Source organism: Thermosporothrix hazakensis (genome assembly GCF_003253565.1).
In the GTDB taxonomy this organism is placed as follows: Bacteria; Chloroflexota; Ktedonobacteria; order Ktedonobacterales; family Ktedonobacteraceae; genus Thermosporothrix; species Thermosporothrix hazakensis.
Genome location: NZ_QKUF01000014.1, coordinates 135,864 through 157,475 on the forward strand (window position 1 = coordinate 135,864; position 21,612 = coordinate 157,475).

General features: G+C 52.6%; 17 protein-coding genes. 8 read left to right on the plus strand and 9 right to left on the minus strand.

Annotated elements, in window-relative coordinates; translation table 11 throughout:
- Positions 1-13 precede the first annotated feature (13 nt).
- The 3 genes from EI42_RS18910 to EI42_RS18920 all read left to right on the plus strand — a co-directional run bounded on the left by EI42_RS18910 (position 14) and on the right by EI42_RS18920 (position 5,574).
- A complete protein-coding gene (locus tag EI42_RS18910; RefSeq protein WP_111324195.1) occupies positions 14-1,798 on the plus strand; it encodes an acyl-CoA dehydrogenase family protein in 1,785 nt (594 codons plus the stop codon).
- Positions 1,799-1,979: 181 nt separating this feature from the next.
- A complete protein-coding gene (locus EI42_RS18915; RefSeq protein WP_111324196.1) occupies positions 1,980-3,176 on the plus strand; it encodes a thiolase family protein in 1,197 nt (398 codons plus the stop codon).
- Between the two features lies 1 nt (position 3,177).
- Positions 3,178-5,574: a 3-hydroxyacyl-CoA dehydrogenase/enoyl-CoA hydratase family protein gene (locus EI42_RS18920; protein ID WP_111324197.1), complete on the plus strand. Its 2,397-nt coding sequence runs from the start codon at positions 3,178-3,180 to the stop codon at positions 5,572-5,574.
- Between the two features lie 135 nt (positions 5,575-5,709).
- On the opposite strand, the gene EI42_RS18925 is transcribed toward EI42_RS18920, so the two are convergent.
- Entirely contained in the window at positions 5,710-6,825 is a 1,116-nt protein-coding gene (locus EI42_RS18925) for an ABC transporter ATP-binding protein (protein ID WP_111324198.1), read from the minus strand.
- A 344-nt stretch (positions 6,826-7,169) separates the two neighbouring features.
- Positions 7,170-8,120 (minus strand): LLM class F420-dependent oxidoreductase, encoded by a 951-nt coding sequence (locus EI42_RS18930; protein WP_111324199.1) that lies wholly within the window; start codon positions 8,118-8,120, stop codon positions 7,170-7,172.
- 690 nt (positions 8,121-8,810) lie between these two features.
- Here EI42_RS18930 and EI42_RS18935 point away from each other — a divergent pair.
- Positions 8,811-9,041 (plus strand): hypothetical protein, encoded by a 231-nt coding sequence (locus EI42_RS18935; protein WP_246046325.1) that lies wholly within the window; start codon positions 8,811-8,813, stop codon positions 9,039-9,041.
- A gap of 230 nt (positions 9,042-9,271) precedes the next feature.
- Here EI42_RS18935 and EI42_RS18940 read toward each other — a convergent pair whose 3' ends face one another.
- Together EI42_RS18940 and EI42_RS18945 are read right to left on the minus strand one after the other, a co-directional pair.
- Entirely contained in the window at positions 9,272-10,174 is a 903-nt protein-coding gene (locus tag EI42_RS18940; RefSeq protein WP_111324200.1) for a methyltransferase domain-containing protein, read from the minus strand.
- 368 nt (positions 10,175-10,542) lie between these two features.
- Positions 10,543-10,965, minus strand: coding sequence for a hypothetical protein (locus EI42_RS18945; RefSeq protein WP_111324201.1), 423 nt, complete (start codon positions 10,963-10,965; stop codon positions 10,543-10,545).
- A 479-nt stretch (positions 10,966-11,444) separates the two neighbouring features.
- On the opposite strand from EI42_RS18945, the gene EI42_RS18950 reads away from it, so the two are divergent.
- Both EI42_RS18950 and EI42_RS18955 read left to right on the plus strand, forming a co-directional pair.
- Positions 11,445-12,578, plus strand: coding sequence for a GAF domain-containing protein (locus tag EI42_RS18950; protein ID WP_111324202.1), 1,134 nt, complete (start codon positions 11,445-11,447; stop codon positions 12,576-12,578).
- Between the two features lie 80 nt (positions 12,579-12,658).
- Complete coding sequence (locus EI42_RS18955) at positions 12,659-13,417, plus strand: hypothetical protein (protein WP_111324203.1); 759 nt, start codon at positions 12,659-12,661, stop codon at positions 13,415-13,417.
- A 128-nt stretch (positions 13,418-13,545) separates the two neighbouring features.
- On the opposite strand, the gene EI42_RS18960 is transcribed toward EI42_RS18955, so the two are convergent.
- The 4 genes from EI42_RS18960 to EI42_RS18975 all read right to left on the minus strand — a co-directional run bounded on the left by EI42_RS18960 (position 13,546) and on the right by EI42_RS18975 (position 17,330).
- Positions 13,546-13,758 carry a helix-turn-helix domain-containing protein gene (locus tag EI42_RS18960; RefSeq protein WP_211326251.1) on the minus strand — a complete coding sequence of 71 codons (213 nt, stop codon included), beginning with the start codon at positions 13,756-13,758 and terminating at the stop codon, positions 13,546-13,548.
- A gap of 214 nt (positions 13,759-13,972) precedes the next feature.
- The gene (locus EI42_RS18965; RefSeq protein ID WP_211326252.1) at positions 13,973-14,896 is read right to left on the minus strand and encodes a GspE/PulE/PilB domain-containing protein; all 924 of its coding nucleotides are present in this window, start codon (positions 14,894-14,896) and stop codon (positions 13,973-13,975) included.
- 185 nt (positions 14,897-15,081) lie between these two features.
- Positions 15,082-15,771 carry a response regulator transcription factor gene (locus EI42_RS18970; protein WP_246046401.1) on the minus strand — a complete coding sequence of 230 codons (690 nt, stop codon included), beginning with the start codon at positions 15,769-15,771 and terminating at the stop codon, positions 15,082-15,084.
- Between the two features lie 269 nt (positions 15,772-16,040).
- On the minus strand, positions 16,041-17,330 hold the full coding sequence (locus EI42_RS18975; RefSeq protein ID WP_111324206.1) for an MFS transporter: 1,290 nt from the start codon (positions 17,328-17,330) through the stop codon (positions 16,041-16,043).
- A gap of 599 nt (positions 17,331-17,929) precedes the next feature.
- Here EI42_RS18975 and EI42_RS18980 point away from each other — a divergent pair.
- Positions 17,930-19,288 carry an FHA domain-containing protein gene (locus EI42_RS18980; protein WP_111324207.1) on the plus strand — a complete coding sequence of 453 codons (1,359 nt, stop codon included), beginning with the start codon at positions 17,930-17,932 and terminating at the stop codon, positions 19,286-19,288.
- A 7-nt stretch (positions 19,289-19,295) separates the two neighbouring features.
- Here EI42_RS18980 and EI42_RS18985 read toward each other — a convergent pair whose 3' ends face one another.
- Positions 19,296-20,039: an MBL fold metallo-hydrolase gene (locus tag EI42_RS18985; protein ID WP_111324208.1), complete on the minus strand. Its 744-nt coding sequence runs from the start codon at positions 20,037-20,039 to the stop codon at positions 19,296-19,298.
- 293 nt (positions 20,040-20,332) lie between these two features.
- On the opposite strand from EI42_RS18985, the gene EI42_RS18990 reads away from it, so the two are divergent.
- Positions 20,333-21,598, plus strand: coding sequence for a 3-oxoacyl-ACP synthase III family protein (locus tag EI42_RS18990; protein ID WP_111324209.1), 1,266 nt, complete (start codon positions 20,333-20,335; stop codon positions 21,596-21,598).
- Positions 21,599-21,612 lie beyond the last annotated feature (14 nt).

Here is a 21,612-nt window from a genome sequence, read left to right on the forward strand (position 1 = left end):
AGTGATACGGTCTATGTCGACAACTATCAAGCCTACCGAGGTTGGTACTGCGTTTTTGACGACGCCCGTTACCGAGAGCGCAGAGAAGATCTGGACTCTAGAACAGCGCACCGAAGAACAGCGCATGATTCAGGAGTCCTGTGAGACATTTGTTGAGCGTGAGGTTCTGCCGAAACTCGATGCTATCGAGCATCAGGAGCCCGGTGTGATGCTGAACCTGCTTAAGAAAGCGGGCGAACAGGGGCTCCTCTCGATCGAGATCCCGGAGGATTTTGACGGGGCCGATCTTGGCCTGTTGACCGCTGTCCTGATTGCTGCCTCGCAGAAGGAAGCTTCGTTCAGTGTGGCCTATGGGGCGCATACGTCTATCGGCTCACTGCCGATCGTCTACTACGGGACGGAGGAGCAGAAGAAGAAATATCTCCCGAAAATCGCGAGCGGCGAGTGGATCTCTGCCTACGCGCTGACCGAGCCTGGCGTTGGTTCTGATGCCATGCACCTGAGCACGCGGGCCGAACTGTCACCCGACGGCAAGCACTATATCTTGAACGGAACCAAGCAATGGATCACCAACGCCGGTTTCGCGGATGTGATGGTTGCCTTTGCGCGTATTGGCGATAACAAGCCCTCTGCCTTTATTGTGGAAGCGTCCTACCCGGGCGTTTCGACCGGACCAGAAGAGCGCAAGATGGGTATTAAAGGCTCCTCGACCCGGCAGGTAATCTTTGACAATACGCCGGTTCCAGTTGAAAACCTGCTTGGCGAGATCCATAAAGGGTACAAGATTGCTTTTAATATCCTCAATATTGGGCGCCTGAAACTGGGGGCCGGAACGGTTGGCGGGGCGCGTAACGCGTTGAAGCTGGCGGCTACCTATACCACAGAGCGCAAAGCGTTCGGTAAGTATCTGCATGAGTTCGGTATGATCAAGAAGAAGCTGGCACGGATGGCTGCGGAAACGTATGCGGCAGAGAGTGAGGTCTTCCGTACGGCTGCCAATATCGATAACGCGCAGCGAAGCTCTGACGAGAACACCGAGCATATGTTTAAGGCCGTGGAAGACTACGCTGTCGAGGCCTCGCTTGCGAAAGTGCACGGTAGCGAAGTGCTGGCAATGGTGGTCGATGAGGGCGTGCAGATCTTCGGTGGCTATGGCTTTATGCAGGAGTACCCGATTGAGAAGGCGTATCGCGATGCTCGGATTCAGCGCATCTTTGAGGGAACCAATGAGATTAATCGCCAGGTTGCCTCTGGTACGCTGTTCCAGCGGGCTATGTCAGGCAAAATCAACCTGATGGGCGTCTATCCGCAGGTAGAGGCGCGGGTGAAAGCCGGGCAGGCGGCCAGTGTGGCCGGAGATAGTGTCCCGGCCGAATTGCGCGATGCGGTGAACGCACTTGAGCGGGCCAAAGATGCAACCATCTATAGCGCGGTACGCATCGCGATGAAGCATATGCAGGCGCTGCGAGACGAGCAGGAGTTTATCGAGTATCTGGCTAACCTGCTGATCGATCTCTACGCGACCGATAGTGCACTTGCGCGCGCGATTCAGGCGGTACGGCGGGGTGATGCCGAAAGCGCGACCCATGTCAAGCTGGCACAATTGGCCTCATGGCTGGCATTCTCGCGCATTCGCACCAACCTCGATCAGATGATTATGACCTATATCGATGAAGCACGTGTGGCCAAAGAGCTGGAACGCGTCCGCTCGTATGTTGGAGATTATCAGTTGAATGGCGTCGCGCTGCAAAGAACCATTGCCGACATCGTGGTAGAGAAGCAGGGATATCCTCTGTAGTCCTGACGAGGACAAGCAGACAAAAAGACCTACTCCTTTTTTACCTTCTTGGGCTCCTGGTGTAGAGAGAGGGGTATGGAAGCTCCCACCGCTCCATATCCCTTCCCTCTCACGGCCTCTTATGTATTTGAATGGCTCGCGGTATGTCAGGTACCGTGATACATAAAGGAGAAATGAACCTATGGCTGAAGCCGTAATTGTGAGTGCCGTTCGTACTCCGATAGGACGAGCAAACAAAGGTGTTCTGAAAGATGTTCGCGCCGATGATCTGGCGGCGATAGCGGTCAAAGCGGCAGTTGAACGGGTTCCGGCTCTGGACCCGGCTTTGATCGAAGATGTGATTCTTGGCTGTGCCTTCCCTGAGGGAGAGCAGGGCATGAACCTGGCACGTATCGTTACGGCGCTGGCCGGGCTCCCGGAGACGACCGGAGGCGTCACGGTCAATCGCTTCTGCGCGTCCAGTCTCCAGGCGGTCAATATGGCGGCGCAGAGTATCATGCTTGGCCTGGGAGATGTTGTGATTGCGGGTGGCGTCGAGAATATGTCACGGGTGCCGATGGGAGGCTTTAACCCGAGCTTTAACCCGCGTCTGGTCAGCCCGCGCGAGGGAGAGCGGATCTCATCGCCATATCCTCCCTGTGAGCTGGAATACGGGTATGCAAGCTATATGCCGATGGGCATCACCGCTGAAAATCTGGCAAAGCAATATCAGATCAGCCGTGAGGAGCAGGACGCGTTTGCGTTACGCAGTCACCAGCGGGCAATTGCCGCGACGGATCAGGGTATTTTTAAACGCGAGATTGTGCCGGTTCCCCTGCCTGATGGCCGGGTTATGGAGATCGATGAGGGCCCGCGCCGTGATACATCAATGGAGAAGCTGGCGACGCTTGAGTCTGCCTTCCTCAAGGGAGGAACTGTCACGGCCGGAAACTCCAGCCCGTTAAACGATGGCGCGGCTGCTGTGGTGCTGATGTCGGCTGAGAAGGCGCAGGAGCTTGGTATTACGCCGCTGGCGAAGGTCCGCACAATGGCGGTTGCGGGCGTACGACCCGATATCATGGGTATTGGCCCGGTGCCCGCGGTTCGCAAGCTCTTGCAGCGTGCAGGGTTGCAGCTCAGCGATATCGATGTGATCGAGCTCAATGAGGCTTTTGCGGCACAGAGTCTCTCGGTTGTCAGAGAACTGGGAATCGATGACGAGAAGCTCAATCCGCATGGTGGAGCAATTGCGCTTGGTCATCCGCTTGGTTGTAGTGGCGCTCGCCTGATTGCGACGCTGATAAACGACCTCCAAACCCTGGATAAGACTCTTGGAATAGCGACCCTGTGTGTAGGTGGTGGTCAAGGTCTGGCTACCCTGATTGAGAGGATGTCATAGCATGTCTGAAACCACATATCAGATTCGGAAGGTTGGTGTGCTTGGTGCAGGCGTGATGGGGGCGGCAATTGCCGCGCATCTGGCAAATGTTGGTATCTCCTCTGTGCTGCTTGATATTGTGCCTCCAGGAGAGACAAAAGATCGCAATAAGATCGCTCGAACCGGCCTTGAGAAAGCTCTGAAATCCAGGCCTGCCTCATTTTATAGCAAGCGCTCTGCCAGCCTGATTACAATTGGCAATATTGAGGATAACCTTGCCGATCTGGCGGAGGTCGATTGGATCGTTGAGGCTGTTGTGGAGCGGCTGGACATCAAGCAAGCGCTCTATAGCAAGCTGGAAAAGATCGTCAGGCCCGGGATGATTCTGAGCTCCAATACCTCTGGCCTGCCCGCGCATATGCTGATAGAGGGGCGCAGCGAGCTCTTTCGTCGTCAGTTCCTGATTACGCATTTCTTCAACCCTGTGCGCTATATGCGCCTGCTGGAACTGGTCCCGACCGCGGATACAGATCCCGAGATTGTGGCTGCAATGCGGCGCTTTGGTTCCGAGACGCTGGGAAAAGGGGTAGTTCTCTGTAAGGATACCCCGAACTTTATCGCGAATCGTCTGGGTGTCTATGGCTTCCTTTCGACGATCCATCGGGCCCTCAAAGAGGGTTATGGTATTGGTGAGGTGGATACCATTCTTGGGCCAGTAATGGGACGACCGAAATCGGCGGTCTTTCGCACGGCTGATCTTTCAGGGCTGGATACCCTGGCCCATGTTGCCGATAACCTGTATGAGAATGCGCCCGATGATCCTCGGCGTGAGGAATTCAAACTTCCGGAAGTGGTGCGCGATATGGTCAGTCGGGGCATGCTTGGCGAGAAGAGCGGTCAGGGCTTCTATAAGCGGGTGAAGGAGCAGGGCGCTACTGTCATTCTGGAACTTGATTTTAACAGCATGGACTATGTCGCGAAGTCGAAGGTCCGTTACCCCTCCATCGGGGCGGCACGCGGCTATGATGACCCGGGACAGCGCATGCTAACCATGCTTGATGGCGATGATCGTGCCTCACAACTGGCCCGTGAAACGACCGCCGATGCGCTGACCTATGCAGCGGAACTCGCACCAGCGATTGCCTATACCATCGTTGATGTGGACAACGCGATGCGCTGGGGCTTTAACTTTGACCTCGGTAGTTTTGAGGTCTGGGATCTGCTGTTGCAAAAGCCTGCTGTGCTACAAAAGGTGTTCCCTGATGGGAGGCTGCCCGAGCTTGTCAGGCGGGTGCAGGAGAGGGGGCAGGGAACCTTCTACATTGGAGGTGCCGGTCAGAAGCAATATTTTGACTTTGAGACCGATACCTATAAGCCCGTGCCCGTACCTGAGGGAGGCATCACGCTGGTTGGCCTGAAAGCGCAGGAGAAGGTGGTGCGCGACAACGGCTCGGCGGCACTGATCGATATGGGTGACGGCGTGGCGTGTCTTGAGTTCCATACCAAGATGAACGCGATCGATGAAGGTGTGATCGAGATGATTCGCTATGCCGTGGAAGAAGGGGCAAAGCAGTTTCGGGCGCTGGTGATTGGCAATGAAGCGCCTGACTTTTCTGCCGGGGCAAACCTGTTTCTGGTCCTGATGGGAGCGCGTCAGGGCGCATGGCCCATGATCGAGAACGCGGTCAACGGGCTGCAACAGGCGAATATGCTGCTGAAGTATAGTCCGATCCCGGTCGTGGCTGCGCCTGCCGGTCGGGTACTGGGCGGCGGCTGTGAGATTGTGCTGCACTGCCATCATACGCGAGCACTGGCCGAAACCTATGTTGGACAGGTTGAGGTCGGGGTTGGTGTTGTGCCTGCGGGCGGTGGCTGTAAAGAGCTGCTTCTACGTTACAAGGCCGATGTAGAGTCGCAGAAAGCGGGGAAGACGGGTGGCCCATTTCATCCGGTGCGCAAAGTGTTTGAGCTGGTCGCACTGGCAACCGTCTCGACCAGTGCGGTTGAGGCACAGGAGCTTCGCTTCTTCCGCAAGACGGATGCAATCACGGTGAATCGCGATGTGCTGCTGCGCGACGCGAAGAACGACGCTATCAAGCTGGCTGAGGCCCAGGCGGCAGGTCAGTGGCAGCCTCCAAAGCCGCAAATGCTGCTGTTACCGGGTGCGGGGGCACGCCTGGTGCTTGAGCAGCAGGTTGAAGGCATGCTGCTGGCGGGCAAGATCAGTGAGCATGACGCTGTGGTCGCCTATCACCTTGCACGTGTGCTGACCGGGGGAGATTGCTCACCATTAGAGCCTCTCACCGAGCAGCAGGTGCTTGACCTGGAACGAGAGGCATTCCTGAGCCTCTGTGGCATGGAGAAGACGCAGCAGCGTATGGAAGCGATTCTGACAACTGGAAAGCCGCTTCGGAACTAGATAGACCGATCTTCTTGTAGCCTTCCGTAAAGAGATATCGGGAAACGCGTCCTTCCCGATATCTCCTGTTTTTCGCAAAAAAGAGATCCGTCAGCCATGCTAACGGATCTGTGCTGTACTTCTGCGAAAGGAGTATTAGAAGTATGCCTTCTGAGACTCGCTGTCGAAGAGGTGAATTCTCTCGCTATCAACGTACAGCCGGATGCTCTTTCCTGGTGTGATGTTGGCGCGAGGATCGAGGGTCGCGATGAAGTCCTTGTTGCCAGATTTGAGGTACGCCTGAAGCTCGTTACCGAGGTTTTCAACGACATCAACCGTAGCATCGATGCTGGAACGGGTTGCGCCGTTCTCGCCGACCAGGCGGGCATCTTCCAGGTGAACCGGGCGGATACCGAAGGTAAGCGGCTTGCCGGAAGCGGCTGCCTCGCGAGCTTGTTTCTTGTACTGCTCGGGAACCTCAATTTTACCCACGCCTTCGAGCACGATATGGGTGTTCTCACCCTCGGAGACGACCTTTGCGCCCTCGAAGAAGTTCATTGCCGGGGTGCCGATGAAGCCTGCAACGAACATGTTGGCGGGATGATCGTAGAGTTCCTGCGGGGTGCCGAGCTGCTGAATGATGCCGGCATTCAGAACGGCAATGCGGTCGCCCATCGTCATCGCTTCAACCTGGTCATGTGTCACGTAGATAGTGGTTGTCTGAATGCGCTGGTGAAGCTTGATGATGTTTGCGCGGGTCTCAACGCGGAGCTTTGCGTCAAGGTTGGACAGAGGCTCGTCCATCAGGAAGACTTTCGCTTCGCGAACGATTGCACGTCCAAGGGCAACGCGCTGGCGCTGACCACCGGACAGCTCTTTCGGCTTGCGCTTCAGCAGGTTTTCCAGACCGAGGATACCAGCAGCCTCTTCTACGCGTTTCTTGATCTCTGCTTTGGGGAAGTGGCGCAGTTTCAAGCCGAAGGCCATGTTGTCGAAGACCGTCATGTGGGGATAGAGAGCGTAGTTCTGAAATACCATTGCAATGTCACGATCCTTAGGATCGACACCATTGACCAGCTTGTCTCCGATGTAAATTTCGCCGTCGCTTGGCTCTTCCAGACCTGCTACCATACGCAGACAGGTACTTTTACCACAACCGGAAGGGCCGACAAATACCATAAATTCCTTGTCTTTGATGTCGAGGCTGACGTCTTTGACGACTTCGACTTTACCAAACCGCTTGTAAACGTTCTGAAATTGAACACGAGCCATGAAGGACTACTCCTTTCGCTTCATAACAGGAACGTTCCTGTTATCCTTCGCTTAGTATTTGAAGCTTTCGCTTGATGCCCCGCTGCATCGAACCTGTACGAGGTTGACGGGAGTCAACGTGGCTTCTTACCGCCTGTCGCTACAGGGTTGTTTAGCTCTACCTTAGCGAGCTAGCGATAAAATTAGTATAACATATACTCTCTGAAAAAAGGAAGAGCCGTTGTCGCCTCCCTGAATATTGCCGGTTTGTTCCTGTTTTGGCTGTGGTAAAAAAAGAGGGGGTATTTGTTTAGCTCTATCCTGAAAAAGAGGGCTACAGGCTCTGCTGTGCCCTCGGGAAACAATCAGGCCTGCATGCATTCTCGGGCGAAGAGATCCAGCACATCAGGATTGGTTGCGGAATCCACAAAGCGGATAATCAACTCCTGAATACCAGCCGCTTCGTATTCTTGCAGGCGGGCACGGATCATCTCGGGTGTGCCGATGAGGGCTGCCTTGCGCATCGTATCAACCCGCTGTTGCTCTTCCGGCTTGAGTTTGGCAATCGCTGCCTCTTCCGTTTCGGCAATGGCGCAGTGGTCAACAATAGCGGTCTTCCAGATCTCGTTATAGTCGCGCCCGATGGCCTCACAGTGCTGGCGCAGGACATCAAGCTTATGGGTGATATTGGCGATATCGCCGCCCAGATTACATGCATCCGCATATTTGGCGACCAGGCGTAGCGTGACCTTTTCACCGCCGCCACCGATCAGCAAGGGAATATGGGGCTTCTGTACGCCCTTTGGCTGATTGATTGCACCCCGGATCTGATAGTACTTTCCTTCAAAGGTGGCCTCTTCCTGGGTCCACATCGCGAGGATGACCTGAACGGCTTCGCGCAGTCTACCGAGGCGCTCTTTGGTCTCAGGATAATCATAGCCATAGGCGCGGTATTCATGTTCATACCAGCCTGCGCCGATGCCGAAATACAGGCGTCCATGACTCAGCACATCAACGGTACTTGCCATTTTTGCCAGCAAGGCAGGATTGCGATAACTGTTGCAGGTAACGATCTGCCCGAGCTTTACTTTTTTTGTATCGCGGGCCAGCGCTGCAATGCTGGACCAGCACTCAAACGTAATTTCCTGTTCGGGACGGGGAACGGTGTGAAAGTGATCGTACAGCCAGATGGAGTTGAAGTTCAGGGCATCAGCGCGCTGAGCAACACGCGTCATTGCCTCGTATGCCTCAACGGGATCAGCAATATCGACCAGATCAAGCCTCCATCCCTGGGGAACGATAACACCGAATTTCATGACATGCTCCTTGAGTGTAGTGTGAGATAGAGTGTCCTGCACAAAGAGACTTTTGCGCGTGAACATATCCTTCTAATTACATTTGTAACATCATTTTGTTATCGATAGCAATGGATTTGAAAGGACATTTTAATAGGGCTGCTGGACGCCAGTCTATATGTAGTAGAGGAGGAAAATACCACTGTACAGCCCTTCTCGCGACTGCTGGTGAGCGACTGGGGAGGCCTTTCCCGGGAAGCGTGCTCTATGCGGGTCAGCGGAAAGAAGAGAGGCCGAGTGCAAAATGTTTGCAGATTACAGGACAAATGGAGAACACTGTGCAAAGAGTTTTCCCAGTGTATGTACCTGTTTTCTTATATAAACTGACACGGTTTGTATACTTTGACATCTAAATGTTGTATAGCATGAATAAGCTTATATAGCTATTCTACTGCTTTTCTGGTGCTGTGTCAGGAACAATCCGGCCTATAAAAAAAGTATAAAAAATCATGGTAGTACAGGAAAAAAGTCACAGGATAACTGGACAGGAACAGAACTCCTCATGCATACTATTACAGTGTATTTGGTATCAAAATACAGCTTGTTCTTACAAAGGAAATACATTGTAAGGCACTTGTCAAAACAGGTGCTGACATGCGAGGGAAAAAGGAGAGCTCGCATGGTATGGTAGGAAGAAAGGAAGAGAAGATTATGTTAGAAGCGCAAAAGCAGCGCAGTGAAGTTGCTCGTTTGTTATCGCAAATCAGCGCGGAGTATGAGGCGGCACAACGTGGCTTGTCTGGTCTCTCCTATGGCACATCACAGCATGAGTTCATCACAACGCGCATGGAGAATATGGGGCAGCTCCATAGTCAGTTGCAGGCGCTTGTTGGTGATGCGGCGATTGCCATGATTGCGGATCGGCTGGCGAATTGTCATTGAGACGAGAAGGCGCAATGGAGGGAACGGGTGAGGTTCTGCGACATTGCGTACCGGTGATGAGGGGTGGAGGAGGAATTATGCTGGCTGCTTGCCTGCATGATCCTATTCCGCTCACCTTTTTTTCTTGTTGGGTGGCGCATAAAAAAAGCTCTTATGCCACCGAGCCGGGGTCTCAGTGACATAAGAGGAAGCTACCTGAAAGACTGACTATATGTCTGGATGCCTGGTTGTCATTGACTGATAGTCGCTATCTGGACCTCTTGCAGAACGTTGTCTGATGGTTGATGCCATTCCCCGGTGACAACGAACTCGGTCTCTTCGCAGACAAAGTCTTCTCGTTGCAGGACTGAAGCCTCGGAGAAGAAACAATTCCACCACTGCTGAACATCATCGGTTGAGAGATGAGGCGCACCTTCACAAATGAACCAGTCGGCAATTCCCTGGATATAGTGTATATAGGATTGTGGGAGCGGGTATTTGCGCGTGATCGTATAGGTGCGCTCCTGAATATTGGTATAGCCGGCAGCATGCAGGTAGCTTGCCAGCTTGGAGCCGACCCAGCTATCTTCAAAGGCGTAGCCCAGATGCACACGTTCCTGTTCCCAGCGTTCGCGAGCCTGAAAGACGCGGGCCTGAAGGGCAGTATCAATATTATGGAAACGTAAGGTGCCAAAATCGATATCTTTGATAACGAGACGCCCTCCATCTTTTAAATAGGGTCCCATAGCTGCAAATACAGAGACGGGCTCGGGCAGATATTGAGAAACATTTGCGCTGAAAATGATATCGGCCACCCCATAATCAAGCGGTAAGCGATCAAGAGATGCTTTCTTGTATTGCACAAAGGAGTTATACCAGGAGAAATTGCTGCGCTGTCGAGCAAGAACCAGCGATTCAGTGGAAATGTCTATGCCGAGAATATGCCCTTCCGCACCAACTACCTCCGCCAGAAGTGGAGTCCAGAGGCCAGGTCCGCAGCCTGCATCCACCAGGAAACTACCCTTTTTGATCTGAAGATCCCGAATCATTTGTTGACGTTCAGATGCTTTGCTGGCATGGTGCGTTTCCAGCCATTGGGTTGCATTTAGCGGTAGACCGTACTCGTTTGCATGTATGGTCCGATTCACTGCCATAACTTCTACCTTAACCTTCCATCCACTAGTTCGTTTGCCTATTCGTTTGTCTCATCTCAGCAGCCAGACAAGGACTGCTGCACCCCCCATCCCCAACGGTAGAGATAGGAGAACGGGCCTCGTTCCTCTTTCATGAAAGGTTCTCTTGGTATTGTGCTTTCCATGAAAGCGAATGAAGCTGCCTCTAAGATCTCCTGTTCCATTCCCGGGCCAGGTTCATTGTTCTATACAGGAATACATGCATTACAGTATCGAGAACTACTAGCAAATGCTAGCTGACTCGTTGATGCCCCTCAACAGGAAGAGGCATGGGGTGAACTGCGCACCCTCTCCCCCTGGCAGAAACGCCGCAGGGGCTCCTTTTCGGATCATGTTGTAACTGCCATTGACATTAGCATTGATGAGCGTGCCGAACTGTGACCGGAACAACCCACGTTTGATCCGTTTGCCACAATACGCCCCTTCTGTTTGTCCTTGTACTTCGGCAACTTCGGATGTCCTGGAAAGTTCTCAGGATGTTCCTGATATGCTTTACAGGCAGCGAAGTAGGACTTCCAAATCTTGTCCAAGAGTCGGAGTACAGCGTTGCTCACCTTACGTGGCAAGGCTTCGTGATGTTTGATGCGATGAAAGACTTCTGCATAGCCCAGGTATAGACCCTCATGAAGAAAGGACTGGAGTGCAAGGTAGTTCGCGGCATTGTAGAGGTTCTTCGAAGCAAAGGCCGCACAGTCTATAGCTGCATAGCGCGGATCACTCGTTCTAATGACATGCCGCTCAATCAGTTGCATCTACCGTTCCTCCTGCTTCAATTGCTCCATTAAGGCTTTCGTCTTGCGCTTTGCCCGGCTCTATCCATAGAGCCGAGCAGTGAACGACCTGCTGTTTCTGGTAATAATATTACATGTAGATTTACGGAAAAGCAATACATGTATGACATTGTAGTACTTTCGTATAAACATTGTTGAAGAAGAGAAAATTGAAAGGAGGAGTAAGGATATTCATTGTAATAAAAAAGAATGAGAGAGGAAGGGATATATGATAAAATGTGACAGGGGAAATGAAGAGAAAAGTTAGAACCGTTTTCACAGAGGAACAAACAAATATGCTGATCTCACATGCTGGTATGTGGTCTCTTTTAGGGACAGTACGGTACATTTTTTGTGTATCTTTTCATAAAAGGGGCTACAAGTTTCATATTATATGGTATAATTTAAAGGCCAAAGTTTTGTAGTGGGTACTGTATTTTTTTGTTAAAGGACGGATTACGATGCAAGGACGTACTGAAGACGATTTGCCCGTAAAGAAACGTCGTCGCTCAACACGCCGTAATATGATCGGTGGAAACAAAGGTCAGGACCGCACCCGAGAGAGACGTGTACCTGCTACAGATGAGAAGCAGCCAGGGGAACGGAAGAGGCGCGGGAGCAAGGCTGCCTCTGCTGAAGCAAAGGGACAATCGGTGTTTTGCACTACCTTGCGTTCACTATTGCGGCGTGACAGAGCTCAGGTGACCCGGGTATCCCGGGCGCTTGAAGTGGCTGAAAACACGGTCTATCGCTGGATGAGCGGTGCTTCTCGGCCCCGGCCCGTCCATCTCAAGGAGTTGCCGGACGTCCTGCCGGAACATCGGCAGACGCTAATTCAGGCCATTAACGAGACGTTTCCTGGAACGATCAGCGAGGCGACTGAGGACGTTCCCGAACTACCGGGCGATGTCTACAGGCGGATACATTATCTGGCTGCGACCATTCAGGATGCAGACCAGTGCTTTTTTACGATTGCTCGTGAACTCTTTGAGCAGGTGCTGCAACTGTTGGGTAAGCCGCAACAGGGCATGGCGCTCACCTATGCCAGGTTGATGCCGCCGCGCCCTGATGCAAAGGTCCATTCTCTCTATGAGATCTTTGTGCGTGGAACGTATCCCTGGGAAAATGAGGCCGAGGGAAAGGTGTTTCTCGGGCGGACCACCCTTGCGGGAAACGCCGCACTGACGCTTCGTACACAGACATGGGATAGCAGTCAGGAACAGCGGCAACCAGTTGAGGTTGATGAGCATGAAAAAAGTGCTTGCGCCGCACCGGTGATGTGGCGTGGTAAAATTGCTGGCGTGATTATTGTTTCAAGCAACCGGACGGGAATGTTTAACAACCCGAAGATGCGTCTTCTCGTAGAAGAAATAGCGCGTCTTCTGGCCATTGGGCTAAGCGAGCATGATTTCTATGCGCCTGAACAGATCCAACTGCGCCCGATGCCGCCATTGCGGGTGCAGCGTGAAAAAGTGGCCGCCTTATATGTAGAGCGTGCTCTGGCATATGCACGCAATTTTAAAGTGTCGGGGAAAGATGCCGAGAGACGTGTGCAGGAGGAACTGGAAAAAGAATTTGAGTTAATGGTCCAATAGTGATAGAGTGAGTTATGAACCGGTCTCGGTTTGTATCCTATTTTGAGAAGTATATCAGGAGCAGTAATCAGTAATTTATTATGCAAACTCCTCATCATTCATCAGAAGAAGAGCCCACTTCGGGTTCTCAACCATTTTTTGAATATTCTCGGGAAGAACTGGAGCCGCCTGCTGAGGACGTGAAAGCGGAGGAACAACAACCCGCTCCCGCTGAACAGAAGCCGAGCGAGGGCGAGAAAGGGACATTTGTCTATCCTCCGCCACCGGATTTCTACCAGAATATGCCCGAGCGAAAAGAAGCTCCTCCCGAGCCGGCCGCTCGCCCGGCTGAGCCCATGCCCGAAATACAGTCCTATCACGTGACTCCTGCGCCGCCACCTGTTATGGCTGCACCACGGGGACGGAAGCGCCCTCACACGTGGACCTGGATCTCCTTGGGGGCCTTTGTTGTCTTGATCGTGCTGAGCTGTTCACTCTGCTCGATCCTGACGCCGACGATGTCTTCTGCTTTTTCCAAGTCGGTCGCCAGCACGATCGTGAACCAGTATTATATGGCGATTCAGAACAAGGAGTATGAGAAGGCCTATAGCCTCCTCAGCCTTCGAGATGGCGGTAGCCTGACAAAAGAGCAATTTGAGACGATGGCGAAGGAGCGCGATCAGCAGTATGGAGAGGTGCGCTCGTTCTCGCCGAAGCCGGGACAGGCAACCGGTGATACCAACCTGATGGAGATTCCCATCCTCTATGAGGTTACGAGGGACAGGCAGACCTACACGGTCAAGCTGGACGTGCGGAATGTCAATGGTGAATATAAGATCGTCGGGTTTGATGTGATCTGAGGCCAGAACAAAAGATAAGCGGCGTATAAATAGGGGATACGCCGCTTTTTGTATGCAAATGAAAGATGGTTATTGGTTGCTCGGAATCAGATAAAGGAAAAGGGATGAAAAGAAAAGGAGTTTCCTTGTTACTGGTTCTGAGCCATTCCCGTTGAGGAAGTCTCGCGGCCAACGCACGCGCGTAGATCCTCACGATAGAAGCGCCATGTGCTGCCAACCTTGTGACCGGTAAGCTGGCCGGACCACATCAGGCGATAGAGCGTGGAGCGGCTCACACGCAGGTAGTCCATTGCCTCTTTGAAGGTCAGAAGGGTATCGTCCTGGATCATCTGAACAACCATCTGTAGATCTCCTTAATATCTTAGATAAGTACACTTGACACTAGCAATGTAAAATGAAAAGACGACACTATGAGATACATAAATTTGTCTCATTGCATATTATAGTAACCAATGGTGACTCTGGTCCCAGTTAAGGAACAGTTGCGATCTGGTTAATTTTTGTGTTCATGTGATTAAATATTCATCACCACGGATTTTAGTAACCTGAATGCGGTTACCACGGCGTTTCCAGCAACTCATCAAGCTCCTCCAGTGCACAGGCAACAGGGAAGATCAGCATGCCAGTGAGTTGTTGTAGATAGCGAACAGCTTCTTGATCGGTCGGATGTAGCATCGCCACGGTCAGATGTCGCTGTTCTTTTCCGACAGGAGCGCAGTGAAGTTGCCGGGCGACAGAATACGGAATATACCGTGTAAGGTGATCCGAAAGCCGTTTCGGCAGCTTGAGAAACGGAATTCCCGGATACACGCTTTCCGGTTTTCGGGGCTGCTGTGGCAGCAGTGCCGACCGAAAAGTAACCTGGCGCGTCACTTTCCCGCACTGATAGAGCAGGCGTTCCAGTGATTTGCCATCTTCTGGAAAGGAGCAACTACCCAGTACGATGTGCGTTTCATGTGCCAGTGGCGGAATGAAGGTTTCGGGTTGGAGCAGTTGAATGCTCTGCACAAAACGCTCAAGAATGCGACTGGCGTCCTGTTTGTTCGCTCCTCGTAGCAGGTAGATGGATCCCGTTTCATTGTCGGTCAGGGGCCTATCTGTGGCCCGTATCCCTCGCTGTACTGCCGCAAGAAGCTGCTTGAGCTGTCCGTGCGCCAGGTGCGAGGGCTGCGCATCGGTAATGAGCTGATGAGCGTGAAGCAGAAAGATACTGAAGCATTCTTCTGACTTCAGCAACTCGGTCAGATGCTGTCGTAATTGTGCCAGCAAAGGGGAGGCGACTGGAACCCAGCGCGCCGCTTTGCCGCTCTGAAGCCGGGGAGAAGCGGCAGTACAGGAACAGAGACCGGACCGAGAAGGGAGAAATTCCGTTCCTCGGGGACCATGTGGCGTTGACTGCTTGATCTGTCCCTGGATGGTCGCTCTGGCCGATGAGAGCTGTTGCGTTGAGAGACGCGTTCTCTTGTTCTTAATGTCCATAGCCATATCTATAACTGCTTTTCCCCATTTGCTTCATTCGCTGCTTCTGCTGTGCAACTCCTTGTTTGATAGTGTACCTGTTTGGAGCAGGGCAGTCGGGCATGTGTCTGGTTGTGTTCCGGTTAAGATTCTCCTCTCTCCGGTTAAGAAGCCTGAAAGCAGGGGGATAAGAAGATCCCCCGGTTTCACGGCTCGATGGTGATGGGAGCCGTAAAGGTGTAACCAACGCCCGGAACCGTCATAATAAACTGGGGGCTGTTGGGTGCGGGTTCAACCTTCTGGCGTAAATGTCGGATATGGGTTTTCACCAGGCCGGAATCTCCGGCATCGTCATAGCCCCAGATCCGCTCGATAATCATATCGGTGGTGAGTACCTGCCCTGTATGACTGATTAACAGGTGAAGTAAGCGGCTTTCGGTCGGTGTCAGGCGGATTTTCACCCCATCTCGTGTGACCTCATGCCGCATCGCGTCCAGGGTAAAAGGGCCGACCGTGATGGTGGATGATCCCGTTACCCCACGTACCGTATTGGCCCGCCGCATCAGCGCCTTGATCCTGGCAAGCAACTGGCGGGGGCTGAACGGCTTTCGTAAATAGTCATCGGCCCCGAGTTCCAGACCGCGAACTTCATCGTCTTCTCTATCATGAGCTGTCAGGATGAGGACCATGGAGTTTGTTTCCATCCTCATCTGACGGCAAACTTCAAAACCATCGAGTTTGGGCATCTGGATATCCAGGATTACGAGGTCAGGGAGCGTTTCACGCCAGCGCTTGATGGCCTGTTCTCCGTCGAACGCCCGCACCACGTCGTATCCATGCCCCTTGAGCCAGTAACTCAACATATCTACCATGTCGCGGTCATCATCCGCTACCATGATTTTCACGTATGAGCTCCTCCTACATTACAGTCCTACATTACAAAGCAAGGATGTACTGATGTAGTCCTTACAAAAAATGCGGATAATTCCTGATATTCTCTGCTAACCCTAACGGGATAAAGGGATACCGGTAACATAATGATACAATTTGGTCCAGAAATATTCACGATAAATAGGCTATATTTCCCGTTTTTGTTCTTGCAGGAGAGGGGGAGATTGCAATGCAGGTTGAGTGGCGGAGCGAGATGGACCCCGCCACTTCCAAACTACTCTATGACCGGGCGAGCGCGTACCAGCAGGAAGAGCAGTGAGAGGAACACGCAGGCAACGCCAGCGACGCTGAGGGTGAGCGGTGCGCCAAAGAGCTGCGCCATCCAGCCTGCGCAGAGATTGCCGAATGGCGCCAGGCCCGAGGTAATCAGGATCCACAGGCTGAGCACACGCGCTCGCATTTCCTGCGGCACCATTGTCTGAATGGTGGTGTTGGTCATGGTCGATGATATGACGGTGCAGGTGCCAAGCAGCACAAGCAGTGCCAGCGATAGTGACAGGTTTTGTGAGAGCGCAAACACCAGGCTGGTGACGCCTCCGATGCTGGACACGATGATCAGCACCCGCAGCCCGTTACGCATGCGCGAGGTCAGCGAAACAAGCGTGATTGAACCAAGCAATGCACCAATACCGGTTGCTGAATTGAGGAGGCCCAGACCGTTCGCTCCACTGTGAAAGATTGAGTCCGCGAATACCGGAAGTAGTGTGCTGAACGGGTAAACAAGGAATGCCACTACGAATTGCACGCCAAGCAGGGCCATCAGGGATGGGCGGGAGCGCACATACTGCAATCCCTCGCCCAGGCTCTGGAACAGGCTTTGTCCTTTGGGGCGCTGGATGTTCTGCTCACTTCTGGGACGAATCAGGAGTAAAGGAATGATAATAGCCAGGTAACTGAGACTGTTTAAAAAGTAAGAGCCAGCCACACCGACAGCGCCGACCAGAATGCCACCGATGGCGGGACCGATCACACGGGAAAGATTGAACTGCATCGATTGAAGCGCGATACCCTGGCGCAGCATGCTTGGCGGCGTAATATCCGAGGTGAAAGCCTGCCATGCAGGAAAGCTGACCGTGCTGACCAATCCAATCAGAAAGGCAACTGTGATAATATGCCAGACCGTAATCAAATGTAAGAATGAGACAATACTGAGAAAAAGAGTAAGCAGCATATAGGTTGCTTGCGTGCAGATCAGGATATGCCGGCGTTTGAAGCGATCCGCGATCACCCCGCCAATCGGAGAAAGAACCAGGTTGGGTACGGTGGAGGCGAAGGCGACCAAACCGAGGAGAAATGGGGAGTTTGTCAATCGCAACACCTGCCAGCCTTCACCGATGCTTTGAACCCAGAAACCAATGCTGGAAATGAACGCGCCCCCCCAGAAAGTGGCAAAATGGGCGTCGGTCAAGGGACGTAATGAGGACGGAAGTACCGGTCCTTTTGAGCGCTTTGTAATACTGTTGAGTCCATTTGGCGCTTGTATACGTGTTGGAGGAGAAGCCATGAGAACCTCACTAAGAACTAAAACAGGGAACCTACGAAGACAGCATGAAGGAATAAAGTCAGTTATTACTCTAGTTGGTTCTCGGGCATATGACAATGTACAAATCCTCCTGTAAAAAAGGAAGTGTAATGTGTACAATTACCAGCCAGGCGAGAGAAGGCTGTAAAGAATCACCCACTTTTCCTACCTTTTTGTCTTGAATGAAACAAGATGATATGATGCCTGCAAAGTTGTCTTCTGTCAGAACCGCAAGTGCATTCTGACAATGGCAAGGCATGACCAGCGTTTTGCTGCTGCTTCTTGCGCCGTGAAAAGAAGGTTGCTGTCATCTGAGCGCTTGAGCATCAGGAAAGGCTTTGGTGATGTAATGGGAGAACGGGTTCGAGCATGAATCCTGTGATAAAGAGATGCAAATACCGTCTGCTCTAGATTGTCATATACGACAGACATCCTCAAATAATCCCGCAAAAAGAAGCCGCAGACAGGCGGTGGGAATAGAGACTGCACAAAATCCCGGTGGCTGGTTCGTTCTACATACATTGTCTTCTTGTGGACGATGTAGGTTCTATGTGTAAGGCAGGAATAGGGTGTGAGGGAGGATGGAGACAAGTATTGTAGGATTCCCCATCTGGTTTTATGGCGGTTTTTTTGGTGGTTTTGCCTGCTGTACACTGGCTATTCTGGGAACCTCGTTACATACTGTCTTGCGGAAACGAGGAACTCTCAGGCAGTTGGTCGGTGTTATCGGCGTATGCCTTGTTGTCGGTGGCCTGCTTGTACCGGCAAAGGTCTGGTTTGATATGTGCTTTGAAGATGGTGGTGTGGTTTCTCAGACCGAAAAAGGGGTCGTGCTAGTCTACATGCTTGTGATGGGCTGGTTGGTGCCGCTTGGTGGCGCGCTGGCCTATTGTCTCTGGACTGCCCCTCGCGCACCGCGCAAAGAAGAGCGTTTATCACAGCCATCTGAGGCAACTGGCAAGTATTTTCCCCCACGGAAACAGCCTGGTGTCCCTGTCCCTTTTGTGTATGGCGAGGAGATTCCCTGGGGTTGGCTGGAGTACCGTAGCGGTAACTTTCAGGGACAGCGCCTTGCACTGAAACGGGCAATTATGACTATCGGGCGTGATGAGGATAATGATATCTGGCTGGATGATGAGCTTGCCTCACGCCATCATGCCGAAATTGCCTGGGTTCAGGGAACCGTCTATCTCACCGATTGCGAAAGCCTCAATGGGGTGCTGCTGAATGGACGACGGGTGCGCGGCTATGCTCAACTAGAATCAAATGATGTGCTGGAAGTTGGTGAGCATCGTTTCACTTTCTCGCTTGCTGAACAGAAGGACATGCCGTTGCTGGACGTTGATCCATTGGCCCATCATCGCTGGCTCTCCTCTGATGATCTGGCAATGGATGATGATAGAACCAGCGAGAAAAGCCGAGTGCTTCCGCCTACAAGGCCGCTCGGACAGAATGAGAAGCTGGCAAGCGGTGTCACTGAGGAATGGAAAGAGACGGCTGAGCTACAGCAGGCCGCGCCTTTGCCGCTGACTGAGACCGCTTGCGCGGTGATGGTGATTCAAGAGGGCAGTATGGCGGGCAGCAGCTTTCTGATTGATCGCTCGTTGATTACACTCGGGCGAGGCATTGAGAGCGATATTGTGATTAATGATAGCTCTATTTCGAGACGGCATCTTCAGTTCTTGCGACAGGCCGACGGAGACTATGTACAGGATATTGGCAGTCGCAATGGCACAAAGGTGAACGATGAGCCGTTGATGATGCCGCGCCGTTTGCAGGAAGGCGATATTGTCATTATTGGTAACCTGAAGATGGCCTATCTTTCCGCTTCTGCTGCTCGAACGTCATCGCTACGCCAGATCATTACGCCGCGCCCGTTTGCGGCACCCATCAGCGGCATTGGTCCTTCTCCTATCAAGTTGCCTAGCAGACAGAAATAGGGCAAGTCTACCATTGGATCTCGGTGTGCTGAAGGGGATGCATGGCCAGAATGGGCCGTCCGTGTCCGGGATAGAGATAGCGCACCGGGAGCTCACGAAGCACCTGAAACGTTTCGTAGAGGCGCTGGCGATTGGCCCCGACATGCAACAGCGGACCATGACCTTCAACAGTTGAGATGGTATCACCGCAGAGCAGCTCAAGCGTGAAGGGATTGTACAGGCAGATGCTTTCGGGGGTATGCCCCGGGCTGGCAATAACGCGCCAGTCCGGATGCTCGGGAAGCCCACTCACATCGTCAAGCCAGAGCTCAACCCAGTGCAGATGGGCGCTATAGCTTGGAGGAAGTAGATCAACGTGGGGTGCGGCATGACTGAGCAGCTTTTCTGCCATATGGCTGAAGTACGGGAAAATGCTTCCTCGCTCTTCTTGTGCCAGCGTGCGGATGATGGCTGAGGCTGCTACCGGAGCCTGGCAATAACGCCGTAACAGAGACAGTCCGGCAAGGTGAGGCTCGTGCAGATGCGTGAGCACGATCAGGTCAATATCGGAGACCGACCGCTTGAGAAAACGCTGTATATAGGTCAATAGCAGGCGTACAGAGGTATCTGAGCCAGGATCAACAACGATCAATTTTCCATCATCAAGCAGGAATGTATTGGCAACAGAATAACGGTCGGTGATCGTGTGAACCTGACGGGGGCGACGTTCCGTTTCTTCAGTTTCTACTGGATGAACCGTTGCGGTAGCCATTATGCTCTTCTTCTCCGGCTGAATCTGATGTAGGCACCTCTCATGTATCGATCGTGCATCTATATAGTAGCATTTTCGGTCAAGAAGGGGAAAGCAAGGGGTCCGGATGCGAAAACGCGGTTCAGCAGTATAGCGCGAATGGGGGAGATGCAGGAGGGAAACAGAAAGAGCGAGTGCGGATCAGTAAGTAGCCATTCTTGCGTTTTTTGGGATGCTCAGAGACAAATGAGATGTGCTATACTTAGCGTACAGTATGTTCTATTCCATCCTCATTATGGAGGTTTTTTTTAAGAATGACTTCTACCCCTTCAGGTCAATGGCCTGCGTATACGTATATCGTGCCACAGATCTACACTCGGGCGAAAGTGCGCCTCATCGGGTTGGGGAGTTACGCGCCTAAAGGCATTATCACAAATGATTTTTTTGCTTACATTTCAACCCAGTTAGGTGATCCCCGCAAAGCGGCAGACCTGGAGCGAGTGACCGGGCTCAAGACCCGACATGTACGTGTCAGCACGCTGGATCTGTGTAAAAGGATGGCTGGCGAAGATGCACCCGGTTTGATCTATCCGTCAGATGGTTCCCAGGACGAGACTCTGACCGATATGGCTGTGATCGCGGCTCAACGTGCTCTGGCAAGCGCGGGCTTGCAGGCAAGCGATATCGATACGGTTATTGGTGCTTCCTCCTCGGATAATGATGCCTTCCCCACCATTGCTGGTCTGGTACAGCACCGCCTGGGCATTCCCACGATCAGAGCTACAATGCTGCGAGGCGCCTGTGCCTGTCAGACAGAAGCATTTCAGATGTGCTGTGAAGTGCTGAAGGCCGGTTCTGCAAAGCGCGTCCTGCTCATTACCTCAGAAGGACTGCTGCCGAATATCATGCATGTCCTGGATTGGAAGACAAGCTCCCTCTTTGGTGAAGGCGCGGCTGCTTATATTTTGGAAGCGGTGGAAGCGGGCGAGACGGAAAATTATGAGACGTTTGCTATCAATGGCTCCGATGCCGGACAAGCGAGCTCCCTTTACTACCAGACACCGTTGCGTAAAGATAGTATTGAGATGGCCGAAGTTGACCTGAAGATTCAGCAACTCTTTAAGGAAGGGCGCGGAAAAGAACTCAGCGTTCTACTCTCTCAGTATCATGTCGGCTATACCAAGATGAACGGTAAAGAGGTGTTCCGCGAGGCCCCACGCGCGATGGCCGAAAGCACCGATGCGCTGTTGCGTCATTCCGGTCTGTCCTATGATGACATCAGCCATATTGTGCCGCATCAGGCCAACTCACGCATGACGCGCCGCCTGGGTGAGCTGTTGATCAATGACTATGGCTGGCCGCAAAATACTATGGAGAAGCTGGCCCATAACTTCAGCTACTACGGCAACCTGTCCAATGCCAGCATTGGCACTGCCCTTGTCGAGCTCTTAAAGGCTGAGAAACTGAAGCCCGGACAGTGGCTCGCGCTACCGGCGGTTGGTGGCGGGATGAACTATGGCTGCTGGCTTTTACAGTATCACGGGTTGAAGAATGTGGATGCGGCGATAGAGACCGAGTAGGGAAAACGTCAAGA